This window comes from Leptolyngbya sp. FACHB-321 (genome assembly GCF_014695975.1).
In the GTDB taxonomy this organism is placed as follows: domain Bacteria; phylum Cyanobacteriota; class Cyanobacteriia; order Leptolyngbyales; family Leptolyngbyaceae; genus Stenomitos.
The window spans coordinates 127,442-149,566 of sequence record NZ_JACJPI010000042.1 but is presented as its reverse complement, the minus strand read 5'-3'; the positions used below and the strand labels follow the sequence as shown (position 1 = coordinate 149,566).

17 protein-coding genes are annotated in these 22,125 nt (G+C 50.9%); 8 read left to right on the top strand and 9 right to left on the bottom strand.

From position 1 onward, the window contains the following. Nucleotides 1–71: 71 nt before the first annotated feature. Both H6F76_RS06440 and H6F76_RS06435 read right to left on the bottom strand, forming a co-directional pair. Nucleotides 72–842, bottom strand: a complete 771-nt coding sequence (locus H6F76_RS06440) for an isochorismatase family cysteine hydrolase (RefSeq protein WP_190506861.1) — start codon at nucleotides 840–842, stop codon at nucleotides 72–74. Nucleotides 843–1,104: 262 nt separating this feature from the next. Continuing rightward, nucleotides 1,105–2,079: a DUF1517 domain-containing protein gene (locus tag H6F76_RS06435; protein WP_190506859.1), complete on the bottom strand. Its 975-nt coding sequence runs from the start codon at nucleotides 2,077–2,079 to the stop codon at nucleotides 1,105–1,107. A 489-nt stretch (nucleotides 2,080–2,568) separates the two neighbouring features. On the opposite strand from H6F76_RS06435, the gene H6F76_RS06430 reads away from it, so the two are divergent. From H6F76_RS06430 to H6F76_RS06420, 3 genes are all read left to right on the top strand, one after another. Beyond that, the gene (locus H6F76_RS06430) at nucleotides 2,569–2,739 is read left to right on the top strand and encodes a hypothetical protein (RefSeq protein ID WP_190450462.1); all 171 of its coding nucleotides are present in this window, start codon (nucleotides 2,569–2,571) and stop codon (nucleotides 2,737–2,739) included. Nucleotides 2,740–2,910: 171 nt separating this feature from the next. After that, entirely contained in the window at nucleotides 2,911–4,299 is a 1,389-nt protein-coding gene (locus H6F76_RS06425) for an alkaline phosphatase PhoX (RefSeq protein ID WP_190506856.1), read from the top strand. A gap of 275 nt (nucleotides 4,300–4,574) precedes the next feature. Continuing rightward, a complete protein-coding gene (locus tag H6F76_RS06420) occupies nucleotides 4,575–5,072 on the top strand; it encodes a hypothetical protein (RefSeq protein ID WP_190506854.1) in 498 nt (165 codons plus the stop codon). Between the two features lie 53 nt (nucleotides 5,073–5,125). On the opposite strand, the gene H6F76_RS06415 is transcribed toward H6F76_RS06420, so the two are convergent. Next, nucleotides 5,126–7,567 (bottom strand): GAF domain-containing protein, encoded by a 2,442-nt coding sequence (locus H6F76_RS06415; RefSeq protein ID WP_199321958.1) that lies wholly within the window; start codon nucleotides 7,565–7,567, stop codon nucleotides 5,126–5,128. Nucleotides 7,568–8,303: 736 nt separating this feature from the next. On the opposite strand from H6F76_RS06415, the gene ffh reads away from it, so the two are divergent. The 3 genes from ffh (at nucleotide 8,304) to H6F76_RS06400 (ending at nucleotide 13,012) form a co-directional block, all read left to right on the top strand. Then, the gene (gene ffh, locus H6F76_RS06410) at nucleotides 8,304–9,761 is read left to right on the top strand and encodes a signal recognition particle protein (RefSeq protein ID WP_190506852.1); all 1,458 of its coding nucleotides are present in this window, start codon (nucleotides 8,304–8,306) and stop codon (nucleotides 9,759–9,761) included. 150 nt (nucleotides 9,762–9,911) lie between these two features. Continuing rightward, nucleotides 9,912–10,691 carry a hypothetical protein gene (locus H6F76_RS06405; protein WP_190506850.1) on the top strand — a complete coding sequence of 260 codons (780 nt, stop codon included), beginning with the start codon at nucleotides 9,912–9,914 and terminating at the stop codon, nucleotides 10,689–10,691. Between the two features lie 215 nt (nucleotides 10,692–10,906). Continuing rightward, a complete protein-coding gene (locus H6F76_RS06400) occupies nucleotides 10,907–13,012 on the top strand; it encodes a thioredoxin domain-containing protein (protein WP_190506848.1) in 2,106 nt (701 codons plus the stop codon). A gap of 194 nt (nucleotides 13,013–13,206) precedes the next feature. Here H6F76_RS06400 and H6F76_RS06395 read toward each other — a convergent pair whose 3' ends face one another. The 6 genes from H6F76_RS06395 to rpsB form a co-directional block, all read right to left on the bottom strand. After that, nucleotides 13,207–13,887, bottom strand: a complete 681-nt coding sequence (locus H6F76_RS06395) for a TVP38/TMEM64 family protein (protein ID WP_242036560.1) — start codon at nucleotides 13,885–13,887, stop codon at nucleotides 13,207–13,209. A 67-nt stretch (nucleotides 13,888–13,954) separates the two neighbouring features. Then, nucleotides 13,955–14,923: an arsenosugar biosynthesis arsenite methyltransferase ArsM gene (gene arsM, locus H6F76_RS06390; RefSeq protein ID WP_190506844.1), complete on the bottom strand. Its 969-nt coding sequence runs from the start codon at nucleotides 14,921–14,923 to the stop codon at nucleotides 13,955–13,957. Nucleotides 14,924–15,122: 199 nt separating this feature from the next. Further along, a complete protein-coding gene (locus tag H6F76_RS06385) occupies nucleotides 15,123–16,043 on the bottom strand; it encodes a DMT family transporter (RefSeq protein ID WP_190506842.1) in 921 nt (306 codons plus the stop codon). An 11-nt stretch (nucleotides 16,044–16,054) separates the two neighbouring features. Continuing rightward, complete coding sequence (locus H6F76_RS06380) at nucleotides 16,055–17,575, bottom strand: site-2 protease family protein (RefSeq protein WP_190506840.1); 1,521 nt, start codon at nucleotides 17,573–17,575, stop codon at nucleotides 16,055–16,057. A gap of 134 nt (nucleotides 17,576–17,709) precedes the next feature. Next, nucleotides 17,710–18,402 carry a translation elongation factor Ts gene (gene tsf, locus H6F76_RS06375; protein ID WP_190506838.1) on the bottom strand — a complete coding sequence of 231 codons (693 nt, stop codon included), beginning with the start codon at nucleotides 18,400–18,402 and terminating at the stop codon, nucleotides 17,710–17,712. Nucleotides 18,403–18,498: 96 nt separating this feature from the next. Then, nucleotides 18,499–19,293: a 30S ribosomal protein S2 gene (gene rpsB, locus H6F76_RS06370; protein ID WP_190450473.1), complete on the bottom strand. Its 795-nt coding sequence runs from the start codon at nucleotides 19,291–19,293 to the stop codon at nucleotides 18,499–18,501. Nucleotides 19,294–19,818: 525 nt separating this feature from the next. Between rpsB and H6F76_RS06365 the strand changes: the two genes are divergently transcribed. Together H6F76_RS06365 and H6F76_RS06360 are read left to right on the top strand one after the other, a co-directional pair. Further along, entirely contained in the window at nucleotides 19,819–20,193 is a 375-nt protein-coding gene (locus tag H6F76_RS06365) for an SMI1/KNR4 family protein (protein ID WP_190506834.1), read from the top strand. 257 nt (nucleotides 20,194–20,450) lie between these two features. After that, the gene (locus H6F76_RS06360; RefSeq protein ID WP_190506832.1) at nucleotides 20,451–22,001 is read left to right on the top strand and encodes a mercuric reductase; all 1,551 of its coding nucleotides are present in this window, start codon (nucleotides 20,451–20,453) and stop codon (nucleotides 21,999–22,001) included. Nucleotides 22,002–22,125 lie beyond the last annotated feature (124 nt).

The window sequence follows — 22,125 nt, the reverse complement described above, 5'->3', positions numbered from 1 at the left end:
CTGAGTAGCGCTTAATGACGCTTTGCTGAAAAGTTTTGAGTTTGTTGGGGCTGCTGATTCCTGTCTTCTTTCTACTTCATCGCAGTTAAAAGGGCATGAGAATCAGTGACAAAGCCAAAGCATTGATTGACGTTATAAAGTGTGGCTTTCCAACAATAGTCTGGGGACGTAGTAGCACTGCAATCGGTTAGCAAAAGGCAATCGTAGCCCAGAAAATTAGCATCTTGTAGCGTTGCCATCACACATTGGTCGGCGTTTACACCAGCAAAGAAAAGGGTGGTTTTGCCCAAGTTTTTGAGAATGCTGTCGAGTGGTGTGTCCCAAAAGCCGCTCATGCGGTATTTATCAACCCGAATGTCGTCTGGTTTTGGTTCTAATTCATCAACGACGGCGGCTGCCCAGCTATCTTTAGTCAGGACAGGGGCACCGTTGGCTGGCAAGCGATCGCCCAGCCCTACTCCGTCTCCCGTCGGATTGTAGACATGGCGCGAGGCAGCGCTGATGTTGAGTAAATCAGGACGGTTGCCCCAGTTTACCCACATGATCGGCACCTGAACTGACCGTAAAAGCGGCAACAAGCCTTGCAATGGCACGATCGGCGTGCGTGCAGGGCTGACATCAACCCCAATGTGCGCTAACCAGCCATCGGGGTGGCAGAAATCGTTCTGCATATCAATGACCAGGATGGCGGCTTTCGCCAGATCCAGGCGCAGCGTTTTAGTCTCAGTGGTCAGCGTAATGACGTGTGGAGCGAGGGGCGGACGGGTAATGTCTGCGATCGCAGCATTCACTGACCAGGCATTAGGCGGCACCCCTAACGTCCGAAGCGGTGTAGTCGTCATAGGTTACACATGGCTAGACAGCAGCGTGATGCACTCAATAACGTTGGCTCGATTGATCGCAACAATACATGAATTTGTCTCAGTTTCTTTGACACTACTTTTTACTACACATTCGAGTCTGGGGAATGTTTAACTCGTCACTAATTGCCGCAGTCCCCAGCCGTTTTTAGCAAGAGAACGACATTAAAAAAGGGGGCTACCTAGCCCCCCCTGTGGATTTGCAATGAAGTAACGATCGCCTCAGCAATCTTGAATAAAACCTCTAGACAAGTTTCAAGTCTGGATACTGCACCACTACATCTTCGTTAGTGAGAACATCACCTTCTGCTTGAGGTGTCCAAAGCACTTCCAGAGCCAGGAGGCGATCGCTCGACACGCCACCCAACTGCTGCAACGCCAACTTCAAGTCATCTGAACTGTTCACTTTAGGTAGCTCCAACTTACCTTGAGTACCCACTAACAGCGTCACGACGATATATTCACCGGGACCATCTGCCTGAGCCAACGCGCCGCCTTTCTCAGCCACTGCAAGGCTGCTTGTGGACGCCTGCTTAAGCTGATTGTTGACGTTAGAAAGGGTTTCGCCGCTAAACTTGCTACGTTCAGACAACAGCAGACGGTTGAATTGAGCTTCTGCTGCTTCCAACCGCGTTTGTTGAACGGTAGAACCTGCGTAGACCCAATACTCTGGATGGCGCAGTAGTGCCAACGTCGATTCTTGCAGTACTTCGGTTAAACCAGCCGTAGAACTAGTATCGGCTTTCTGAGCAATGCGGTTCAGGTCAGCCTGTAGCTCTCTTGCTTCTGCCAGAAGACCGACTTGAAGCTTGGCAACCGAGATGGTGGGGTTTTCGGTACTGTAGCCCAGGCTATCGTCATCGGAGCGCGATCGACGGAAGCTTTGTACCAGGAAGTTAGCAACTGCCAGGAAAATCAGGATGCTGAACAATCCGCCAGCGCCACCACCAATGCTAAAGAAGGGAAACAGGAAGGGAAAGCCAAAACCGCCACCAGGATAGTAACCACGACTGTAGCCACCACCATAACCGCCGCCTGGTGCATAACTACGGGGAGCCGTAAAGGTTCGGCTGGGTGCGCGGAAAGAGCCACCGCCCATGCGACCACCACCCGCTGCGAGAGCGCCATCCGCATGACCAAATGACAGCGCGACCACCAAACCGATCGCCATGAGCGCTTTTACCCAGGGCTTCATGATTGAACGTAATACTTTGTGCATAAACAGCCTACCCAAACGCTTGCTAAATGACAGTGAAACTCTGTCGGCTCCCTGTTCCATTTTGCCTGAAACTTCGCAGCGGTTGACTAAAAACGAAAGCCACTGGTACTAACCTACGAGCCGAGTAGAGCGGTCCAAAACGTCTTAAGCTCTGTTAAGAGTTGTTACTTTAGACCTCCCTACTACTGTATCGTCTCCCCTGTTGCTTGCAAATCAATTAAAGGGTGTAGTTGTGGGTAGAAAGCCGTACGATTATGTTCGTTCATCGTCCTTTTAACCAGCTTTAAGGATCATTACTGTTGATAGCAATTTTTGGTTTTAAAAGGATTCGAGTAGAGCGATCGCTGCATTGTCGCAAGCAACCGTTACAATAAAAGTGTAAATATTTGTAACCCTCCGTTGGATAGATCTTTGGAATCAGCCCAAAACTGACCCATGATGTCAAAGCGGTTCGGTTTACATTTCAGCCTTATTGAGAGCTATTAACTCATGACAACACCTCAACCCACTGTCACCCCCAAGTTAGAAGAACCGAAGTTTGGTTTTAGCGGGTATGCCGAACGCCTTAACGGTCGCGCTGCCATGATTGGCTTTGCACTTACTCTGATTATTGAATACGTTACTGGACAAGGCGTGTTGGCTTGGTTAGGGCTTGGTTAATCGAAACCTGTTCTAGACATAAGGGGCGCTCCGTTATTTAGCGTTAATGGCGAGACAACATCTTGTTCAGTTAACAAGCCTAAAAATAACCAAAGCTTAAACCAGTGTTAGCGTGCGCTTGATTGTAGTTAAATATACTGAAGCCGTTATTTCGCATGCGTAAACAGTTTAATGAGCGTTTCTCGGCGTCGGTTTTTAACACTTGCTGGCGTATCTGCTGCTGGCGTGACGATGGTTTCTCCTTTAGAAGCCCTCTATGCACGAGTTGCTAATGGGCAGGTTGCTAATGGTATTGGCTATGGTCCACTGTCACCCAAACTTCCTGAAAATGCGGATGAACTGCAAGGGGTTGTCATCGGTGGGATTGACCTGGGAACAACGCCCCTGTTAGAACTTCCCCCTGGTTTTAACTACACTGCCATTTCAATCACAGGTCAGCCAATGACCGATGGGGGGAGAGTTCCAAGTAACCATGATGGGATGGCTGCTTTCCCAGGCTCCAACAACACGACGATTCTGGTACGGAACCATGAAGTCGGTGCTGCAACGAGTTCAAACCCAGTCGTTACTCCTAGTAAGTACGACCCGCTAGCTGGGGGCGGCACAACAACTCTGGTAATCGGTCCCGATCGCCGAGTTAAATCGCAATACGCTTCTCTTGGTGGCACGATTCGCAACTGTGCTGGCGGACCAACTCCTTGGGGTTCCTGGGTGAGCTGTGAAGAAGACGTTTCTATTGCACCCAAAAAGCATGGTTACAACTTCGAGGTGCCTGCTAGTGCTGCAATCCAAGTTGCTAATCCTGTGCCTCTGGTCGCTATGGGGCGCTTCAACCACGAAGCGGTGGCAGTTGAGCCAGAGACGGGTTGGGTTTATCAGACTGAAGACCGTGGCGATAGTTGTTTCTACCGTTTCCGTCCAAATCAGAAGGGTAATCTACAGAGCGGCGGTGTGCTTGAGGCACTGAAAATCACAGATAGCAGAGCAGCTAATATTGAACCCGGCACAGGTAGCGCTAATACCAGCACGGGCTATTTGGGTCTTAAGAACGTACCGTTGTCAGTCACTTGGGTGAAGATCAACGATGTTGATCCCGTTGGTGATACTGTGCGGGTAGAAGCGCGATCGAAAGGTGCAGCCCGCTTCAGTCGGGGAGAGGGAGCTTGGTACGGGAATGGCTTAACCTACTTTGTGTGTAGCAATGGTGGCGATGCAAGAACTGGACAAGTCTTTGCGTACAAATCCAATCCTGCTGACCCTACCACTGGTACTTTAACCCTGGTGGTAGAAGCGACTGCCAATGATGTTCTCGCGGCTCCTGACAACATCTGCGTAGCACCCTTCGGCGACCTCTTCCTCTGTGAAGACGGCAGCGGCACTGAATATGTTGTGGGCGTTAACCAACAAGGCGAACTGTATCGCTTTGCAACCAATGTACTTAACGGCAGCGAGTTTGCTGGTGCCTGCTTCTCGCCCGATGGCAAGACCCTGTTTGTGAATATCCAGAGTCCCGGCATTACCGTTGCCATTTGGGGTCCCTGGTCTCGCAAACGAGCCTAGAGTTTGGTCACTAGCTGGGTAGTCTAAAGCGGTTGCTCTTAAAGAATTTACCTGATGAATGTCGAAGGGCAAGCGGCTCACTTGTAGCGAGGGCAAGTGTCGCACTACGTCAGATCATTTCTCTTTGAAAAATCGCTTTCACATTGGCAGGGCTACTCCACCAACAAATTGGAGTAGCCCTTCCTCAAGTCCCCAGGAGGAAGTTGCAGCAATGTAGACATCCTCTGCAATCTTTTCCTGCTTTGTTAACTCACGTCAGATTATTGTGCTTTGCAATGTTGAAACTGTTTGTCCTGGCTAGGAAGCGCGTTAAACGAACCGGACGATCGCCCAGTCTCTTTACCTTGATACTGACATCGGCTGCGATCGGTGTTCTCCATAATCCACATGCTGCTTTGTCTCAAACTAGCTCTCTGACGGCACTCAACCCGGAAGATCATATCTGTTATATGCAGACGAGTGATGGGCGGGTGCTGAATCTAAGCAAACTGTGTGGTGGTAAGCAAGGGACTGTGAATGCTCTCTCAACAACCGATCAGAGTTTTCTTAACGATTACCAATCGTTCTTAAGCAAACGATCAACACGACTACCAGCCGTGAAGGCGGCTCTCTTGCAGGCGCAACAGAACCCTCAAGCGGTTTTACAGCGTGCCCAAGCGGTTTGTACAGCGCTGAGAACAGGGCAACCCCAACCAACCACAACAGGTCAAGTGGGCGATGATTTGTTCACAACGCTGGCTCCTGACTACTTCTGCCCTGAACTGGATGAGTAATCTTCTGGTGTAAGCGTTGCCCTTAACCAGGATTACTACCGCTTCACCCCGGCTTAGGTAGTCGAGCTATAGTTGCCTGACGCTTGGTTAGTAGCATCACGACCTTCAGGCAAGATGCGTGCACGGGCATACTTCAAGCCAGTCACACCTTGAAGCGGTTGGACGGTGCCACGCTCAATCTGGTCATCAATCCAACCTTCCCGCATCAAATAGCGGAAGTACTGCTGGTATTCTGTCCACTCCTGCTCAGTACAAAAGACCAGGGTTAGCATTCCGGGTTGCGTGATGCGAGTGTTTGTTTTGTCGTCGATCGCCTTGTCAATGCGCTTTTTGACAATTTCATAGCGGGTATCGCGACTGCCGCGCACGTCAAACATCCGCTCGGTAGTTTCATCGTGGAAGATATCAATGGTTGCATCCTGGACAAGCACAAGATGTGTGATCTGCATGTGCGTGCTATGTTTTTCCAGTAGTTGAAACGCTGTCCTGGCACAGGCACATACGGCACGAAGCTGTTCGTAGCGCAGACTCCGAAGCTGAAAGCTACCAAATTTAGGATCGATCGAGGCTCCGGCGTAGATCATGTGATCGATGCCATCGGTAGCTTCAATATCGCAGTAGTGAGGCGTAATCCGCTGCATTGTCTCCTGCCAGCGCTCCCAGGTTTCCCGCAGCAGCGTGTTGATGTTGTGCACCATCGCGTCATAGCGGGCGCGTGCTTGATAAATGCATTCATGAGCATTGGCGCACGCATTGCGGTACGTGTTGATGGCAGCGATCGCTGCTTCACCACATTGGGCAAAGTAGTCAAAGTAAATTTCTAAATGCTCACGCAGATAGCGTAGTCGGCTCACTTCAGCATCGACGGTGATGCCTTCTTGCAGTTGGCGAATGTGTTCCAGTAAATCCAACCGCAGTTGCTCGCCCAGGGCTGTCGTCGTGGCATTGCAGGCAGAATCAACCACCGCTAGTGCTAAATGAAACTGCTCTAGCAAATCGGCTTGGATTGCCAGATTGCGCTCATGAGACGAACCGCGAATGTCGGAAATGCCGTATAGGGGATACACGTTGAGAAACGCAATAGGTTCTGGTGGTAAGCCCATGCTTCGACGCTCTGCTTCCTGCAAAAAGCGCCACTCTACAGACGGGTGAATATTGGTAATCAAGCGCTGTTGTACGAGTTGTCGCTGGGCAGTTGTGAGTGCTTGTGTAAAGGCAAGAATCAACTGCTCGGCATGGCGGCAATCTAGCGCATCAAACGTGTAGGGTTGATCACTTAACAGAGCGACAACGCCCACGGCACCCGGAGGCTTCAGTACTGGGGGTGCTGCTTGCAGACTATCGCTGCTAGATGCATCTACCGCTTCTGTCCGATCGCCCAAACCACCATTGAGGGCTAGCAGCGGAATAAGCAACAAAGAGCGTACGCCCATTTTGACCAGTTGTCGTCCGCCATCAGTACGTGGATCTTGAGCTAGATCGGCAACGACAGATACCTGATTGCTGCGGAGTGCGTGCATAAAGTGAGATTCTTGCAGCGCCTCCAGCGGATAGAGCGTTGGATGCGCTTCGTCGCTCAATGATCCCATGAACAAACGAATCTGGTCGGTTTCAATGCTTAACAGCAGGGTATTCTGAGTGCGAAAGAGCGATCGCATCTGCTGGTTCAACTCGCGAAATTTGTGAGTACGCAGAATCGAATCGTGATCGACCAACAATTGAGTAATGCGGCGAATAATCTCCCGCTCTGTAACGTCCAAGCCTTCTAGCAGCAGACAGCCTTCGGGCTGATAATGCTGTAGCTCTAATTGCTGCTCTAAGCGCTCAACCTGCATTGGATCGGCGAGTGCGGCTTCCATCTGTGGCAGTGTCATTTGCTTCAGCTTAAGGGCAGCAGGCTCATCCAGTTGAACGTCGAGGCGGGTAAGTTGCAGTTGCTCAGAGCGTAGCCAGAACTCGATGTAGCGTGGTTCGGAATGCAATGGGCTTTGCAGCGCAATCATCACGGGTTCGTCTAGCAGACGGTAGCTTTGCAAATCAATTTGGTAAAACTGTTGCAGCACTCGATAGAGTAAATGTCGGCGATACAAGCGCTGGATTGCCCCATTATCAGCAACACCCATCAACTGCTGAAGGATGTGCTCCAACTCCCCTGCTGCGCCTGCCGCTGGCAGACCGAGAAGCCGACGGAAGTAAGCATTGGCATACTGCAACGTCATAGACTTCGGTGCGATCGTCGCGATAAGTAGCCGACTACATTGCTGAAAGTAGCTCAACCAAGCGTGCGTGTCAGTGGCTTGGGGCTCTCCTGCCTGGGTTTCTGCTGCTGGCGTAGGGATGATCGCCGCCTCAGTGACTAAAGGCAGTGGCGCTGGCTGGTAGTCCAACTTTATCGTTGAGCGATCGGGCGACTGGACTGACGTACCAATATTCTGAGTCGTAGCGGTTTGATGCTCGTTCAATGGCATATTTGTCACCGACTCAGAAGGATTCATAATAGTCTGCCTTAAGTGGATGAACACTTATAAAGTGAGTAACGCTTCAGGGTAATACACCAGTTTTAGAGCATTGATAGCTATAACGCAGTGATCTAACTAGTCAGCGGGGGCTTTAAATCGGTGGAGCCTCAGGTCAGTAGCTTCTGTCCTAATGAATGGTGTGACTGCTGCAAACAGGAGAACGTCGGTTACAAAGCAAAGGGGCATGGCTGTAGACAATATTTCCTGATACTCAATGTCGTAGGGTTGGCGATCGCGCTTACTTTAGGACGGAGGGTTAAAAAAGCGGCACCGTCTCTCACCAACCCAAACTTATTCTTTAACCCAAACTTGGTCTTTCGCAATGGTTAAGAGGAGGACTTGAAGCCATGCCTGGTTAGTAAGGGGGCTAGGACGATCGCTGCCTACCAGTATCGCAAACTATACCTTTTAAAGTCTCTCTTTAAGAAATAAGTTCGGGTGCTTCTCGTTCAAAGAGACACGATAGAATCAATGTCTTAGGCTGCACGTGCGTCAGTTCGATGTTTATAAGTTACTGCAACGTTTTTTCGGGCGTGTGCCGAACCAGGAACGATACCATTCTCCTTCTCTCAGCCTTTTTATGAATTCACCAGATCAGGCGAACCGAAAGCGCTAATCTGGATAAAGATCAGGCAGCAATTTGCTGTCGGGCAGTTTTTCGTGTAACAGTGCCACATCTGTGGACAATTAACTAGCTGGCAAAAAACGAGTCATGTTTGAAGCACTCTCCGATCGCCTAGAGTCAACCTGGAAAAAGCTGCGCGGTCAGGACAAAATCTCAGAATCGAACATTAAGGACGCAGTACGTGAAGTCCGGCGGGCGCTGCTAGAAGCGGATGTTAGCCTTCAGGTCGTTAAAGACTTTGTGTCAGCGGTCGAGACGAATGCCCAGGGTGCAGCAGTCATTGCCGGCGTGCGCCCCGACCAGCAGTTTATTGAGATCGTCCACAACGAGTTGGTGCGGGTCATGGGTGGCGACAACGCGCCCCTTGCCAATGCCGCTACTGCGCCGACGGTCATCCTCATGGCAGGGTTGCAGGGGACTGGTAAAACGACTGCCACAGCAAAACTAGCGCTGCATCTGCGAAAGGAAAACCGCTCCACGCTCCTTGTCGCAACGGATGTGTACCGTCCAGCCGCGATCGACCAGTTACTTACCCTTGGTCGCCAAATCGACGTACCCGTTTTTGAGCTGGGGGCGGATGCAAACCCCGTTGAAATTGCGCGTCAGGGTGTTGCTAAGGCTAAAGCTGATGGCATCAACACCGTCATTATTGACACTGCCGGACGCTTGCAGATTGACGAAAGCATGATGGCAGAGCTGGCGCAGATCAAAGAGACGGTGCAGCCTCACGAAGTCTTGCTGGTCGTTGATGCCATGACCGGGCAGGAAGCCGCTAGCCTGACTGAAACTTTCCATAGCCAAATTGGCATTACGGGTGCCATTCTGACCAAGATGGATGGCGATACTCGGGGTGGTGCTGCGCTTTCGGTGCGGCAAATCTCTGGTCAGCCGATCAAATTCATTGGCGTTGGCGAAAAAGTTGAGGCATTGCAGCCCTTCTATCCTGATCGCATGGCATCCCGCATTCTGGGCATGGGTGACGTACTGACCCTCGTTGAGAAGGCGCAAGAAGAAGTAGACCTGGCAGATGCCGAAAAGATGCAGGAGAAGATTCTCTCTGCAAAATTCGACTTCACAGACTTTTTGAAGCAAACCCGGATGCTCAAAAACATGGGTTCGCTGGGCGGCATCATGAAAATGCTCCCTGGCATGGGTAAAATCAGCGATGAACAGTTGCAGCAGGGCGAAAAGCAGCTTAAACGTGCCGAAGCAATGATCGGCTCTATGACCGTGGCAGAACGCAAAAATCCTGAGCTTTTATCAGGTTCGCCTAGTCGTCGCCGTCGTGTGGCGCGTGGCGCTGGCTATGCCGAAAGTGATGTGAGCAAACTGGTGAGTGACTTTCAAAAAATGCGATCGCTCATGCAGCAAATGGGACAAGGACGCTTTCCTGGTATGGGCGGTATGCCCGGTATGGGTAGTATGCCCGGTATGGGCAATGCGCCCGGAGGCAACCGCCCCCAGCAACCCGGCTGGCGTGGTTATGCGACAGGCGGCAATAAAAAGAAGAAAGACAAGAAAAAGAAGGGCTTTGGCAATTTGTAAGTAGGGCGACATCACTAAAGGCAAGACCCTCTGTAGTCTAGTAGGGCTATGGCACGTACTTTGTAGTAGGTGCGTGACATAGCACATCTCAACTTTTTTGAGATTCCGCTACTATAAGGAATTTGTGCAATGTACGGAGAGCGTCTCGCGATGAAACGAATGCTTATTGCTGCATGTTTGGCAGTGGCTAGTGTAGGCGCAGTGGCTTTTTACTACTGGCAGCAAGCAACCCGACTGCCCGACTGGTATGGTTCTACCCAGCCTGATTCATCGAGTCAGACAGGTCAAACCGACGTATCGACATCCTCACCTGGTAACTTTATAACTGATACGAAGCGATCGACTGAATCCGATCGTCGTCAACCTAACAGCCAGCCCTCCGTGACCATCACCCAGCCGAGCAAAAAGGTTGGTACAGTGCCGCAATCCCCTCCCAAGCAGCCAACGCCAACTAAGACGGAAGTGCAACAAAAAGAGTTGTCGCGGTTGTTTACAAACGAAATCACACGTAAAGCTGAAGATAAGAAGCTAGGCGCGGCTGTGAAAGGTGCGAACACTACAATCCAAAACGGCAATGTTGAAAGTGGGGCTGTTGTTAACTTCAAAGATATTTCGCTGGATCAACTGCCACCTGCCGAACGTGACTTTGTGACAAAGTTAGTCACTGCCTTTCCAACCTTGGGTCAGCAGAGCTTTTACATTGGCATCGAAGGCAAGCCCACCATTAAAGATGGTCAAGCTCAGTTAAACGATGATGTGCGGATCAAGCTCGGTAAACTTAGCTTTACGCCAGCGCAACTCTCACAGCGGCTGGACATACCCGAAGAGCAGATTCGTCAACAGATTCAACTTCAGGTGCAGCTAGGCAACTTTACAGCTGACAAAGTGCCTACAGCAAACGATCGCAACAAGCAGGGCAATGCAAATTAGTAGCCTGCACTTGCTACAGATCAACAAGAACTAGCCTTAAGGATTGCTAACACTGCACTGGTGAGATTGCCTAGGAGCGCAGCTTAAATAACCTCTACACTTCGCCGGTACGAGCACGGCATTTGACAGATGATTCTTTGGAAGGTTGCCAAGTTACCGAATGCTGTGACCTTACTAAAACTTGAACTTATTTCATGTTGCGTGTGTGCCCCGTTATGACCAACCGCCTTGCCCAAGCCAACAGCCTCTACCTACGGAAACACGCCGAAAATCCGATTGACTGGTGGTCTTGGTGCGACGAGGCACTCGACACCGCTCGACGCGAAAACAAGCCGATTTTTCTTTCGATTGGCTACTCTAGCTGCCACTGGTGTACGGTCATGGAGGGGGAAGCCTTCTCTGATGGGGTTATTGCCGATTACATGAATGCAAACTTTCTGCCCATCAAGGTCGATCGCGAAGAGCGCCCCGATCTTGACAGCATTTATATGCAGGCAGTGCAACTCATGATTGGGCAGGGTGGCTGGCCTCTCAACGTCTTCATCTCACCAGATGATTTAGTGCCCTTTTACGGCGGCACCTACTTTCCAGTCGAGTCACGTTACGGGCGACCGGGCTTTTTGCAGGTACTCCAGTCTATTCGCCAGTACTACGACACGCAGGCAGATAAACTGCAAGCTATGAAAGGTGAAATCCTAACGCACCTTCAGGAAGCGGCGACGTTTAACGCGGCGCTGTCAGTCGAAGCCGACCTGTTGCAACGCGGGCTAGAAGCCAATACTGGCATTCTTGCGTCTCCCAGGCCTGGTCCTCGCTTTCCGATGATTCCCTATGCGGATGTAGCGCTGCGATCGGCACGCTTCTCCCTTGCCTCACTGCATAACGCCAGCGATGTGAGTCGTCAATGGGGGCTTGAGCTTGCGCTAGGCGGCATTCTGGATCATGTGGGCGGCGGTTTTCATCGTTATACGGTTGACTCAACCTGGACGGTGCCGCACTTTGAGAAAATGCTCTACGACAATGGACAAATCGTGGAGTATCTAGCGAATGTGTGGGCTTCTGGTATGCAGGAACCAGCGTTTGAACGAGCGATCGCCCGTACCGTGCAGTGGCTCCAGCGCGAAATGACTGCCCCAGAAGGCTATTTCTACGCCGCTCAGGATGCCGATAGCTTTACTGATCCCACGACTGCTGAACCAGAGGAAGGCGCTTTCTATGTCTGGGATTATCAAGCACTGGTCGAGCTTTTAACGCTGCCGGAACTAGCAGAACTGGCAGAGCAATTTACCGTAACGGCCAGCGGCAATTTTGAGGGTTTCAATGTCCTGCAACGACGGCACCCCGGTACACTCACTGAATCTCTCGAAAAAACGCTCGGCAAGCTCTTTCTCATTCGCTACAGCGCTCCTGCTGAAGCCCTTTCTACGTTTCCGCCTGCTCGCAATAATGAAGAAGCGAAAGGTACAGGCTGGGCAGGTCGCATTCCTCCTGTGACCGATACGAAAGCGATCGTCGCCTGGAATAGCCTGATAATCTCTGGTCTTGCTCGTGCTGCCAGTGTGTTTCAGCAGCCATCATACCTGACACTTGCCGCTAACGCCGCCCATTTTGTCCTCCAGCATCAATGGGTTGAGGGGCATTTCTATCGCGTCAATTACGATGGCAAGCCTGATGTCCTGGCACAATCGGAAGACTATGCGCTGTTTATCAAAGCCCTGCTGGATCTAGATCAGGCTTCCGTTAGCGTTCAGGGATCAAGCATTCGAGGATCCCTGAACGAAGAGCCTTCTGCCTCACTCCCCACTCCCCACTCCTTCTGGCTCGATCGCGCTGTCGCACTACAAGCAGAATTTGACGAATTTCTCTGGAGTATTGAGCTTGGTGGCTACTACAACACGGCTGCCAGCGATAACCTGCTGCTGCGGGAGCGGAGCTACATTGACCAAGCCACACCCTCAGCAAATAGCATTGCGGCAGCCAATCTAGTCCGCTTGTCGCTGCTCACTGAAGATTTGAGCTATCTCGACAAGGCAGAGCAAACGTTGCAAGCATTTGGTAGTGTGCTGGAGCGATCGCCTCAGGCGTGTCCCAGCCTTTTTGCAGCGCTCGACTGGTTCCACAACCATGTTCTGATCCGTACGACAGCAGAACAGCTTGCCGCACTCTCTCTGCAATATCTGCCCACGGCTGTTTTCAAGCTGGAGTCTGACTTGCCTACTGGTGCCGTTGGCTTGGTTTGTCAGGGTCTTAGCTGTCAGGAACCCGCCCTTACTCAGGAACAGCTACAGGAACAGGTGCGGCTCAGTCAGGTGAGGGGCTAGTGTCGCTTTGGCAAGACAGGATGGGCTGTTCTCTTGCCAATCAGCAGCTTTCGGTCATGATCCCAACGTTGAACAAAGCCGAAAAGGATGAAGGATGAATAGAAGCCCTTGCTCAAAGGATGTTTCAAGGTTTAGGTCTGTCCTAACGGTCTCTTCGACTGCTAGAGAAACGAGCGGTTGAGTCGGTGCGATCGTTAAGCGTTCACTTTCTCAACCAGCGCCTTCTGCGCCATACGAGTCACGTAAATTGTGACTGCAACTGTTGCCATTAAACCAATGAGGCGTACTGCCCATTGCATGGCTGGATCGGTCGGCTCCGTCCCAATTCTGGCGAGATTGCCTGCTAGGGAACCGACGTAGACATACAGCACTATGGCAGGAAGCATTCCGATCGACCCTAGCGCATACGCTTTGAGCGAAACACCTGTGATGCCAAAGGCGTAGTTCAGCAAATTGAACGGAAAAAGGGGCGAAAGACGGGTGAGCAGGACAATTTTGAACCCTTCGCTAGCAACTGCCTGGTCGATCGCGGCAAAGTTTGGTTTCCCTTCAATCGTTTTGCTGACCCACCCCCGCGCCAGATAACGACCCACCAGAAAAGCGGCGATCGCGCCCAGCGTTGCCCCAATAAAAACATAAATGGCACCCAACCACACTCCAAAGACCGCGCCTGCACCTAGGGTGAGGATTGAGCCAGGTAGGAAAGCGACTGCTGCCACAATATAAAGGGCAATAAAAGCAACGCCGCCTGCTAGACCCAAACCTTCAATCCACTGCAAGGTATGACGAAGTAAATCAGTAGGATTCAATACTGGCGTACTCCCGGCACTTTGAGCGAGTGCAGGCGAAGCAATCAACCAGGCGATCGTACTCATGCTCAACCCATAAGTCCACTGCAAAATGCGGCTTTGAAGGATGCGACTGGAGTGCATAAGGGTTGCTTTAGCAGCATCCGCCACCGTTGTAGTGCCAGGTAGAATCCGTCACAATCACATCTTGCGGAAATTGCAAGGCTAACTTTGCCGCTGTTTTATCGCAGACCGCTAAGGGATTGCCGCGTTGCAGCAGGTGCCCAGCGCGATCGTCCAACTGCGGTTCCACACCACTGTAAATAGCGGTTTTGCCAGTAAAGATACAGGCACCATCCTCTGGTATCGGTGTTTTGAATGAAACGGAATCAAGGCTTTCTAGCAGGAGGGGAGTATCTAGGTTGTAACTATGTGCATCGAGCAGGCGATAGGGACGACGAGCGCGAATCTCAATCTGCCCAAAGCCAATTTCAATCAAATGTTGGATGTAGGCATCGTACGTCAAAGCCCCTGACAGGCAAAGGGCACGTAACCGTTCATCTTGCTGAAGGTGGAGTGGTATGGGACGAGTGGCGATCGGGTCACTCATAATCAGCCGTCCACCGGGCTTTAGCACTCGATAGGCTTCAAGCAGTGCTCGTTTCAGATCGTCCGGCTCAAAGATATTGAACAGGCAATTTTGCGCCACCACATCTACTGAAGCATCTGGTACAGGCAATGCAAAGGCATCTCCCGCCAAAACTTTAACAAAAGCAGGATCAAACCAATCGTTGTCCTGCGTTGCAAGCTGTAAGTTGCGAGTGGCAGCCTGTCGCATTTCAGGCACCGGATCAACCGCAATCACACCGCCCGGTTGACGACAGAAATAGGCAAACTGAAGTGCTTCAATCCCGCCTCCTACACCGATATAGAGGACAGTAGGCGAGCCAAATAGCTCTGTCGGATGCACCGTTGAGCCACACCCATAGTTCATCTCTTGCATAATGGTTGGGATCTTTAGCCCCGGCAGTCGAGGTGGTGGGGTGCTCACACAGCACAAGCCAACTTGAGGGGTCTCAGCCGCTTCAGCGTAGAATTGGGCGGTGGTTTCTAGATAAGTCATAGATTCAGTTTGAGGTGGTCAAAGCAAACATCAAAACGTAACAATGAGAAGCAATACTGCTTTGCTCTAGAGGCAACTTGTTAGTCTAAACGGCTGTTGTAGATTAAGTGGCAATCTATAGTTTAGATAACTCAGCGTGTACTGACTCTGGCTACAGACTGTTGCTCTTGAGGGCTAACCTAGTTGCTCATAAAGTTGCTCACAAAATTCGTGATGCAGCGCTGATTTGAGTCCGTTTTCCCAGTGCCACGCAGGCAATGACTCCCAAGGCGAAAACCAAGGTTGTCATTGTTAGATGCTCACCCAGCAAGATTGTGGATGCCATGATGGTCAGAAACGGCTGAAGTAGCTGAACTTGTCCGACACGCGCCACGCCGCCCAGAGACAGCCCTTGATACCACGCGAAAAACCCCAGGAACATGCTGAAGAGGCTGAGATACAGGAAACCCAGTACGGCACCCGCTGAAACGGTTGAGAAATTGGAGGGTGCGTGTTGCCACACGATTGGAAGCAGTAGCGGTGCTGCCAAAATGAGAGACCAACAAATAACTTGCCATGAGCCGAAGGTGCGCGATAGCACTGCGCCCTCTGCATACCCTAACCCAGCTGCCGCTACTGCCCCTAGTAAAGCCAGATCTGCTAACCGGATGGAGCCGCTCCCTGATAGCAGCGAAAAGCTAATGACTAAGGCGCTGCCTAAACCTGCAAAAACCCAAAAGGGCAAAGACGGACGCTCATCTGCCCGCCACACACCACACAATGCTGTCGAGAGCGGTAATAGTCCTGTAATAACGGCTCCATAAGAAGCGGGTGCATCTCGCATGGCGATCGCAGACAGCAACGGAAACCCAATGACAACACCAGCAACAACGATGCAAAAGTTGGGTAAAAATTGCAGCGGCGGGATTGTTTGGCGCGTAACGACTAGCAAAATGAATGACAATCCGGCTGCCACGATCGCTCGACCTAACCCAACAAAGACTGGATCGAATCCTGAAACGGCAATGCGAGTGGCTGGTAACGTCAAACTAAAAATCAGTACGCCTAAAAAGCCATAAACGAAACCTGACAACTCGTTCTGAGACTGTGGACGAGTGATTCTGCCTGTTTGATCGTTCATCCGTTCTCGCACTAACTACCAATACCTAACCGCCCAGCAAGGCTAGGAGTTAGTGGTAATAGTGTCACGATCGTTAAGAACAGAGCCAATAAGCCAAGCGCGGCTCTAGTGTCGTTCGGTTCAGTCAGTTCGTTTTGACTGGGGCGTTCGAGTTCGCGTTGCAGAAACAGCACCACGACTGCCCAATACAACGCCAGTGGATTCACGATTGACGCAAGTCCTAGTATGACAATGGTGCCGATGGTGGTGCGCCCAGCAATCTTACGACCATAAATTGCTTGCACGATGCGCCCGCCGTCTAGCTGCCCCGCTGGTAATAGATTGAGTGCTGTAATGACAAGCCCCAGCCAGCCCAGAATGACGAGTGGATGCACATCGACAAGCGACTCCTGGAGCGACTCTTGCAGCACGACGCGCGTCAATGTGCCCACTAAAATGGAGCCTTGAAAAAACTCCGTTGGCACCTGGAACAAGCTGCCTTTGTGCGAGAGTAGCAGCCCAGACACCAGCATCACCAGCGAGAGAATGCCGCCTGCTGCGGGACCCGCGATCGCAATATCAAACAGTGTGCTGCGGTTGGGCAAAACCGACTCAAACCGGGTAATGGCACCAAACGATCCGATTTGCCAGGTAGGAATAAAGAAGGGCAGGCTAAGACGGACTTGATAACGCTTTGCCATCACCCAATGCCCGACCTCATGAACTGCAAGCACGCTAAGAAGACCTGCTGCCAGCGGTAAGACCTCTGCAAAACGGTAGGGAGCCGTAAAGAAATCGAAGCCAAGCATTAAGCCTCCGGTTTCCAGGGTGGCAGCGATCGTTGCCAACAGCAGCATGACTGCCATTCCCTTTTGAAAGAGTGTTGATGGCTGCGGATCGCGGCTACTAGGCAGCACAATGACGACAGGCTTGCCGTCTTGCCCTTCTACTAAAAAGAGACGATAGCGTGGCTGTGCTGGATCTGTTTCGCTGACACCGACCTTTGCTTGCAACTGTTCCGAGAGACGAGCGAGTGTTGCCTCTGCCTCGCCCCGCAAATTTCCTCGCAGGATCACGCCTTCCTGGTAAGGAATGGTTTCAGTGACAAAGAACGTGTCAATACCAAAAATGCTCTGAATGACTTTTAGATCGTCGGCTGGGATGGGAACCATCTCATCTTCGATCGCTGCTGCTGTTACAGGGTTAGCGGGCTGCAAGGCACTGGAGTCCTCACCAGTGGCATCCACATGACTGCCGTTCTGTTCATCGACGATCGCTGTGGCACGCTGAGTAAGCGCTTCCGTTTGGGCAAGCGATCGAAGTTGCTTCCCTAAATAGATATATAGCCCGGTCGAAAGCAGGAAGAGAAACAACACACTCACAAAGTTGAGGTAAATCCCCACTACGGACAGGCTAAAAAACAGCAGCCACGGCGAAATCAGCACAACTGACTGAAGCCAGGCAACTAGCCCCAATTTGCCAAGCGGTCGAGCGCGATAAAAGCCCAAGCCCAGGAAACCCAGCGCTACCAGTACAGTGATCGCAGTAATCATTCACAACCCTTTCCAAGACGCATTTTGGCATTTTCAAACATGAAATGCCTTTCCTTAAATCTACCTGAATCAGGCACGGTCGCAACCATGCTTACAAGAAAGGCAGCCCCGGAGGACTGCCTTTCTTGCTGCTTTTAAACCAATCGACTAGAGCGATCGACAGTAGGGGCAGCGGTACCTAGTTGAGCAGCCACTTCAGCCGCAAAGTCTGTTTCCTCTTTCTCGATGCCTTCGCCCAAAACAAAGCGCACAAAGCGACGCACCTGAATGTTTTCACCCAGTTGAGCTACGTTTTGCTTCACTAGCTCATCAACCGTGATGTTTTGATCGCGGATGTAGGGCTGATCGAGCAAGCAAAGCTCTTTCAAGCGCTTTTCAATCCGTCCCTGCACAATTTTCTCTTTGATTGCTTCTGGCTTGTTGCCAAGGTCATCACGACCCATCTCGATCGCCTTCTCCCGCTCCACAATTTCGGCGGGGATGTCAGCAATTTTCACGTACTCAACTTGCTGCGATGCCACAATCTGTTTGGCAATGTCTTGCACCAACTTTTTGAACGCTTCGTTGCGCGCTACGAAGTCTGTTTGGCAGTTCACTTCAACCAACACACCAACACGGCTACCCGTGTGAATGTAGCTATCAATGATGCCTTCAGCCGCTACTTTGCTTGCTTTCTTCTCAGCCGAAGAAATCCCTTTTTTGCGAAGCCAATCAGCCGCTTGCTCCAGGTCACCATTAGTTTCTTTGAGCGCTTTTTTGCAGTCCATCATGCCTGCGCCCGTTTTTTGGCGCAGTTCACCGACTAATTTTGCTGTGATTTCCGCCATTGCCTTTTACTCTGAATAGTTTTTAGTTTTAGTTTTAGTTTTTAGTTGCTAGTTGTCAGAGTCTCTAAAAACCAACAACTAGCAACTAACCACTCTCTACACTGCGGTTTCTTCGCCAGCTTCGGGAATAAACGAGGTGTCGTTATCTTCGTAATCGAACTCTTCCTCGCCGCCTTCGTAGTCTTCGTATTCGTCTTCGGACTCAAGCTGACCGTGACGACCTTCGTAGATCGCATCTGCCAATCTGCCTACGATGAGCTTAATGGAACGAATGGCATCATCGTTTGCTGGAATCGGCACATCGACCAAATCGGGATCGCAGTTGGTATCGAGCAATGCCACGATCGGCAGTGAAAGCTTCTGGCACTCCTGCACCGCGTTGTACTCGCGCTTTTGATCCACCATGATGATGATATCAGGCACTTTGCGCATGGCTTTGATGCCGCCCAGATACTTTTGTAGCTTTTCCAACTCGCGTCGGAGTACAGAAGCTTCTTTCTTGGGCAGCAGATCGAGTCCACCGGTTTCTTCACGGCGCTCTAGCTCTTTCAAGCGATCGACCCGCGTTTTAATCGTCACCCAGTTGGTCAGCATCCCGCCCAACCAGCGTTGATTGACGTAGTAGCCGCCGCAGCGAGCCGCTTCCTGTGCAATGATCCCTGCTGCTTGACGCTTGGTGCCAATGAAGAGAAACTTCTTGCCCTGCTCAGACGCAGTACGGACGTAGTTATAGGCTTCATCCATTAACCGGGCGGTTTGCACCAGGTCAATGATATGTACACCATTCCGCGAGGTGTAGATATATGGATCCATTTTGGGGTTCCAGCGACGGGTTTGGTGCCCAAAGTGAACCCCAGACTCTAACAATTGAGCCAACGAAACAACTGGCATTTAATTTGAACTCCTGATTCGGGTTAATCCTCCATCCAGGAGCATCTTTGAGCAGTCAGCGTTCAGCGGTCAGCAGTCAGCTTTAAGAGAAACTCTTAGGCTGGTAGCTGATAGCTAGTAGCTGATGGCTAAAAAACACCCGAAATCCTGGATGTGCGATTTTAGACAACTTCTCTAGGTTAGCATCAAACGGTATCTGGGATGGCATCAAGCAGTAGGGAAATCACTCCTGTGCAGCCGATCGAAGAGGCTGTCTTGCACGGTAAAACTGCTAACCGGATTGGTGCGATCGGGACACCTTTCGAGACGCAGTGATCAGTGTGTCCCAAGCCAAGCCTCAAAAAGACTTTCTCACAAAGCCTTAGACCTTATAAAACATCGCTCTTTTACAAAGGTTGCCTTATGTACTTGAACAAAGCCATCGAACGGTTTCCAGACTTTTGCCAACAAACCCAACAGTCATGTGAGTTAAAACCTTCCAGTGACGCCCAGATTAAGGCGTATGAAGCAGAAATCTAGCTCCCTTTGCCCAAGGCTTACAAAGAGTTTCTCCTCTGGCTAGGAGAAAGTGCCGGGGGCTTTATGGACTCTTACGTTCTGCGCAGTGTCTATTTACGCCGCAATCGAGAAGATGCGCTCGAAATGATGGTGGAGGATGGCTGTACAGAGTTGCTGCCTGATGATGCGATTGTCTTTGCCTGGTATAACCAGGGGCAGGGGTTTGGCTTTATCCGCGCCTCTGAGGGAGACAATCCACCGGTTTACTTTTACGATGGTACTAAAGGCAGAATTGTACAGACTCATCCGACTCTAGAAGCTTTTGTCATTGGTTACATGGATGCTTTCTTAGACAACATCGTGAAACGAAAAGAGTGGAGCCGATCATTGAACAATGGTTAATGTGGGTGCTGGATGCGCCAGTACGACGGTTCACTTTATAGCGCAATCCTCATCCTGTGGGTGCTCGTTCCGTCTTAAACCATAAAACTGCTAATGCTACAGAGAACGAGTGGCTTGATAAAACGGCGTACAACAGAGTGATCGTTGGTTAAGCTCGTTATCCTTGTTACTGTGGCGTGACGACTCAACATGACCCGCGCTACATCAGTTATTGAACCTGATCGTCAAACAGCGTCTTGCGCTCAAAGAGTGAATTTATGACACCTTCAATCAGACAGGAACCAGCGCTTCAGCCGTTGAATGAGTACAATCAGGTGCTCATGGCTCATGTTCATCCACCCGATTGGGTCAATCCTAAACCGGCGGCTGTCTACGATCTAGTAGTGCTGGGGGCTGGTACGGCTGGGCTAGTCGTTGCGGCTGGTGCGGCTGGGCTAAAGGTCGGTTTGAAGATTGCCCTGATTGAAAAAAGTCTGCTGGGAGGCGATTGCCTCAACATCGGCTGTGTGCCGTCTAAGTGCGTGATTCGCTCGTCGCGGGTTGTTGGTGAAATGCAAAATGCTGCCTCGTTTGGCATTCACTCACCAGAGCACATCGACATTGATTTTGCGGCTGTGATGCAGCGAATGCGACAGATTCGGGCTGGAATTGGTGATCACGATTCAGTCGATCGGTTTAGCAAGTTGGGCATTGATGTGTTTTTGGGCAGAGCAGCGTTTGTCGATGGAAACACGATCGCCGTTAACGATAGCCAGTTGCGCTTCAAGAAAGCGGTAATTGCTACAGGTGCCCGTGCCACTCGTCCTGAGATTCCCGGACTGGCAGAAGCAGGCTACATGACCAACGAAACGATTTTTTCCCTTACTGAATGCCCAAAACGGTTAGCAGTAATTGGTGGTGGACCGATCGGTTGCGAAATGGCTCAGACATTCCATCGCTTGGGTAGTGACGTGACCATTCTGCATAAAAATGGACAGTTGCTCGATCGTGAAGATGCCGATGCTGCCGCGATCGTGCAGCAACAATTCTTGCAAGAGAAACTTCACTTGCTTCTGGATTGCAGCCTGGAAAAAGTAGAAAAAACAGAGTCGGGGAAAGTCATTCACTATCGCCAAAACGGTATTGTAAAAACCGTAGTGGTGGATGAGATTTTGGTAGGAACTGGACGGACACCCAATGTTGATGGGTTGAATCTAGAAACGGTAGGCGTTAAATATGACGCTCATCAAGGTGTGGTAGTGAATGACTATTTGCAAACCACTAATCCCCGCATTTATGCTGCTGGAGACATTTGCATGAGCTGGAAATTTACTCATGCTGCCGATGCCGCTGCCCGCATTGTGATCAGAAATGCGCTGTTTTGTCCCTTTGGTCTGGGACGCAGCAAACTAAGCAGTCTGGTAATGCCCTGGGTAACGTATACCGATCCAGAGATTGCTCATGTTGGACTATATGAGTCAGAGGCGCAAGCGCGAGGCTGGGCAACCGATACCATCATGATTCCATTCTCCGATGTCGATCGCGCCCTGGCAGATGGTGAGCCGGAGGGGTTTGTTAAAGTCTTACACAAGCGAGGCTCAGACAAAATCTTAGGTGCCACGATCGTAGCCCGTCATGCAGGAGAGATGATTAGCGAGATTACATTAGCGATCGTGACCAAACAGGGTTTTAATGCCATCTCTAAGGTGATTCATCCTTATCCTACGCAAGCAGAAGCAATCAAAAAAGCGGCAGACAAATATCTTCAACGCGCGCTTCTAAATCCCCGCACTCAGTTCTTGCTTAAACTCTTGAAACGGTTTAGCTAGTGATGTCGTTGGAATGCTTCTAGCCTGGATTTGATTTTGTGTAAGGGTGACCAAGTAGGGCGGCGATCGTAGCTGTCATGCAATCCCATCTAATTGGCTCGTTATAGAGCGCTTGCTTCAATCA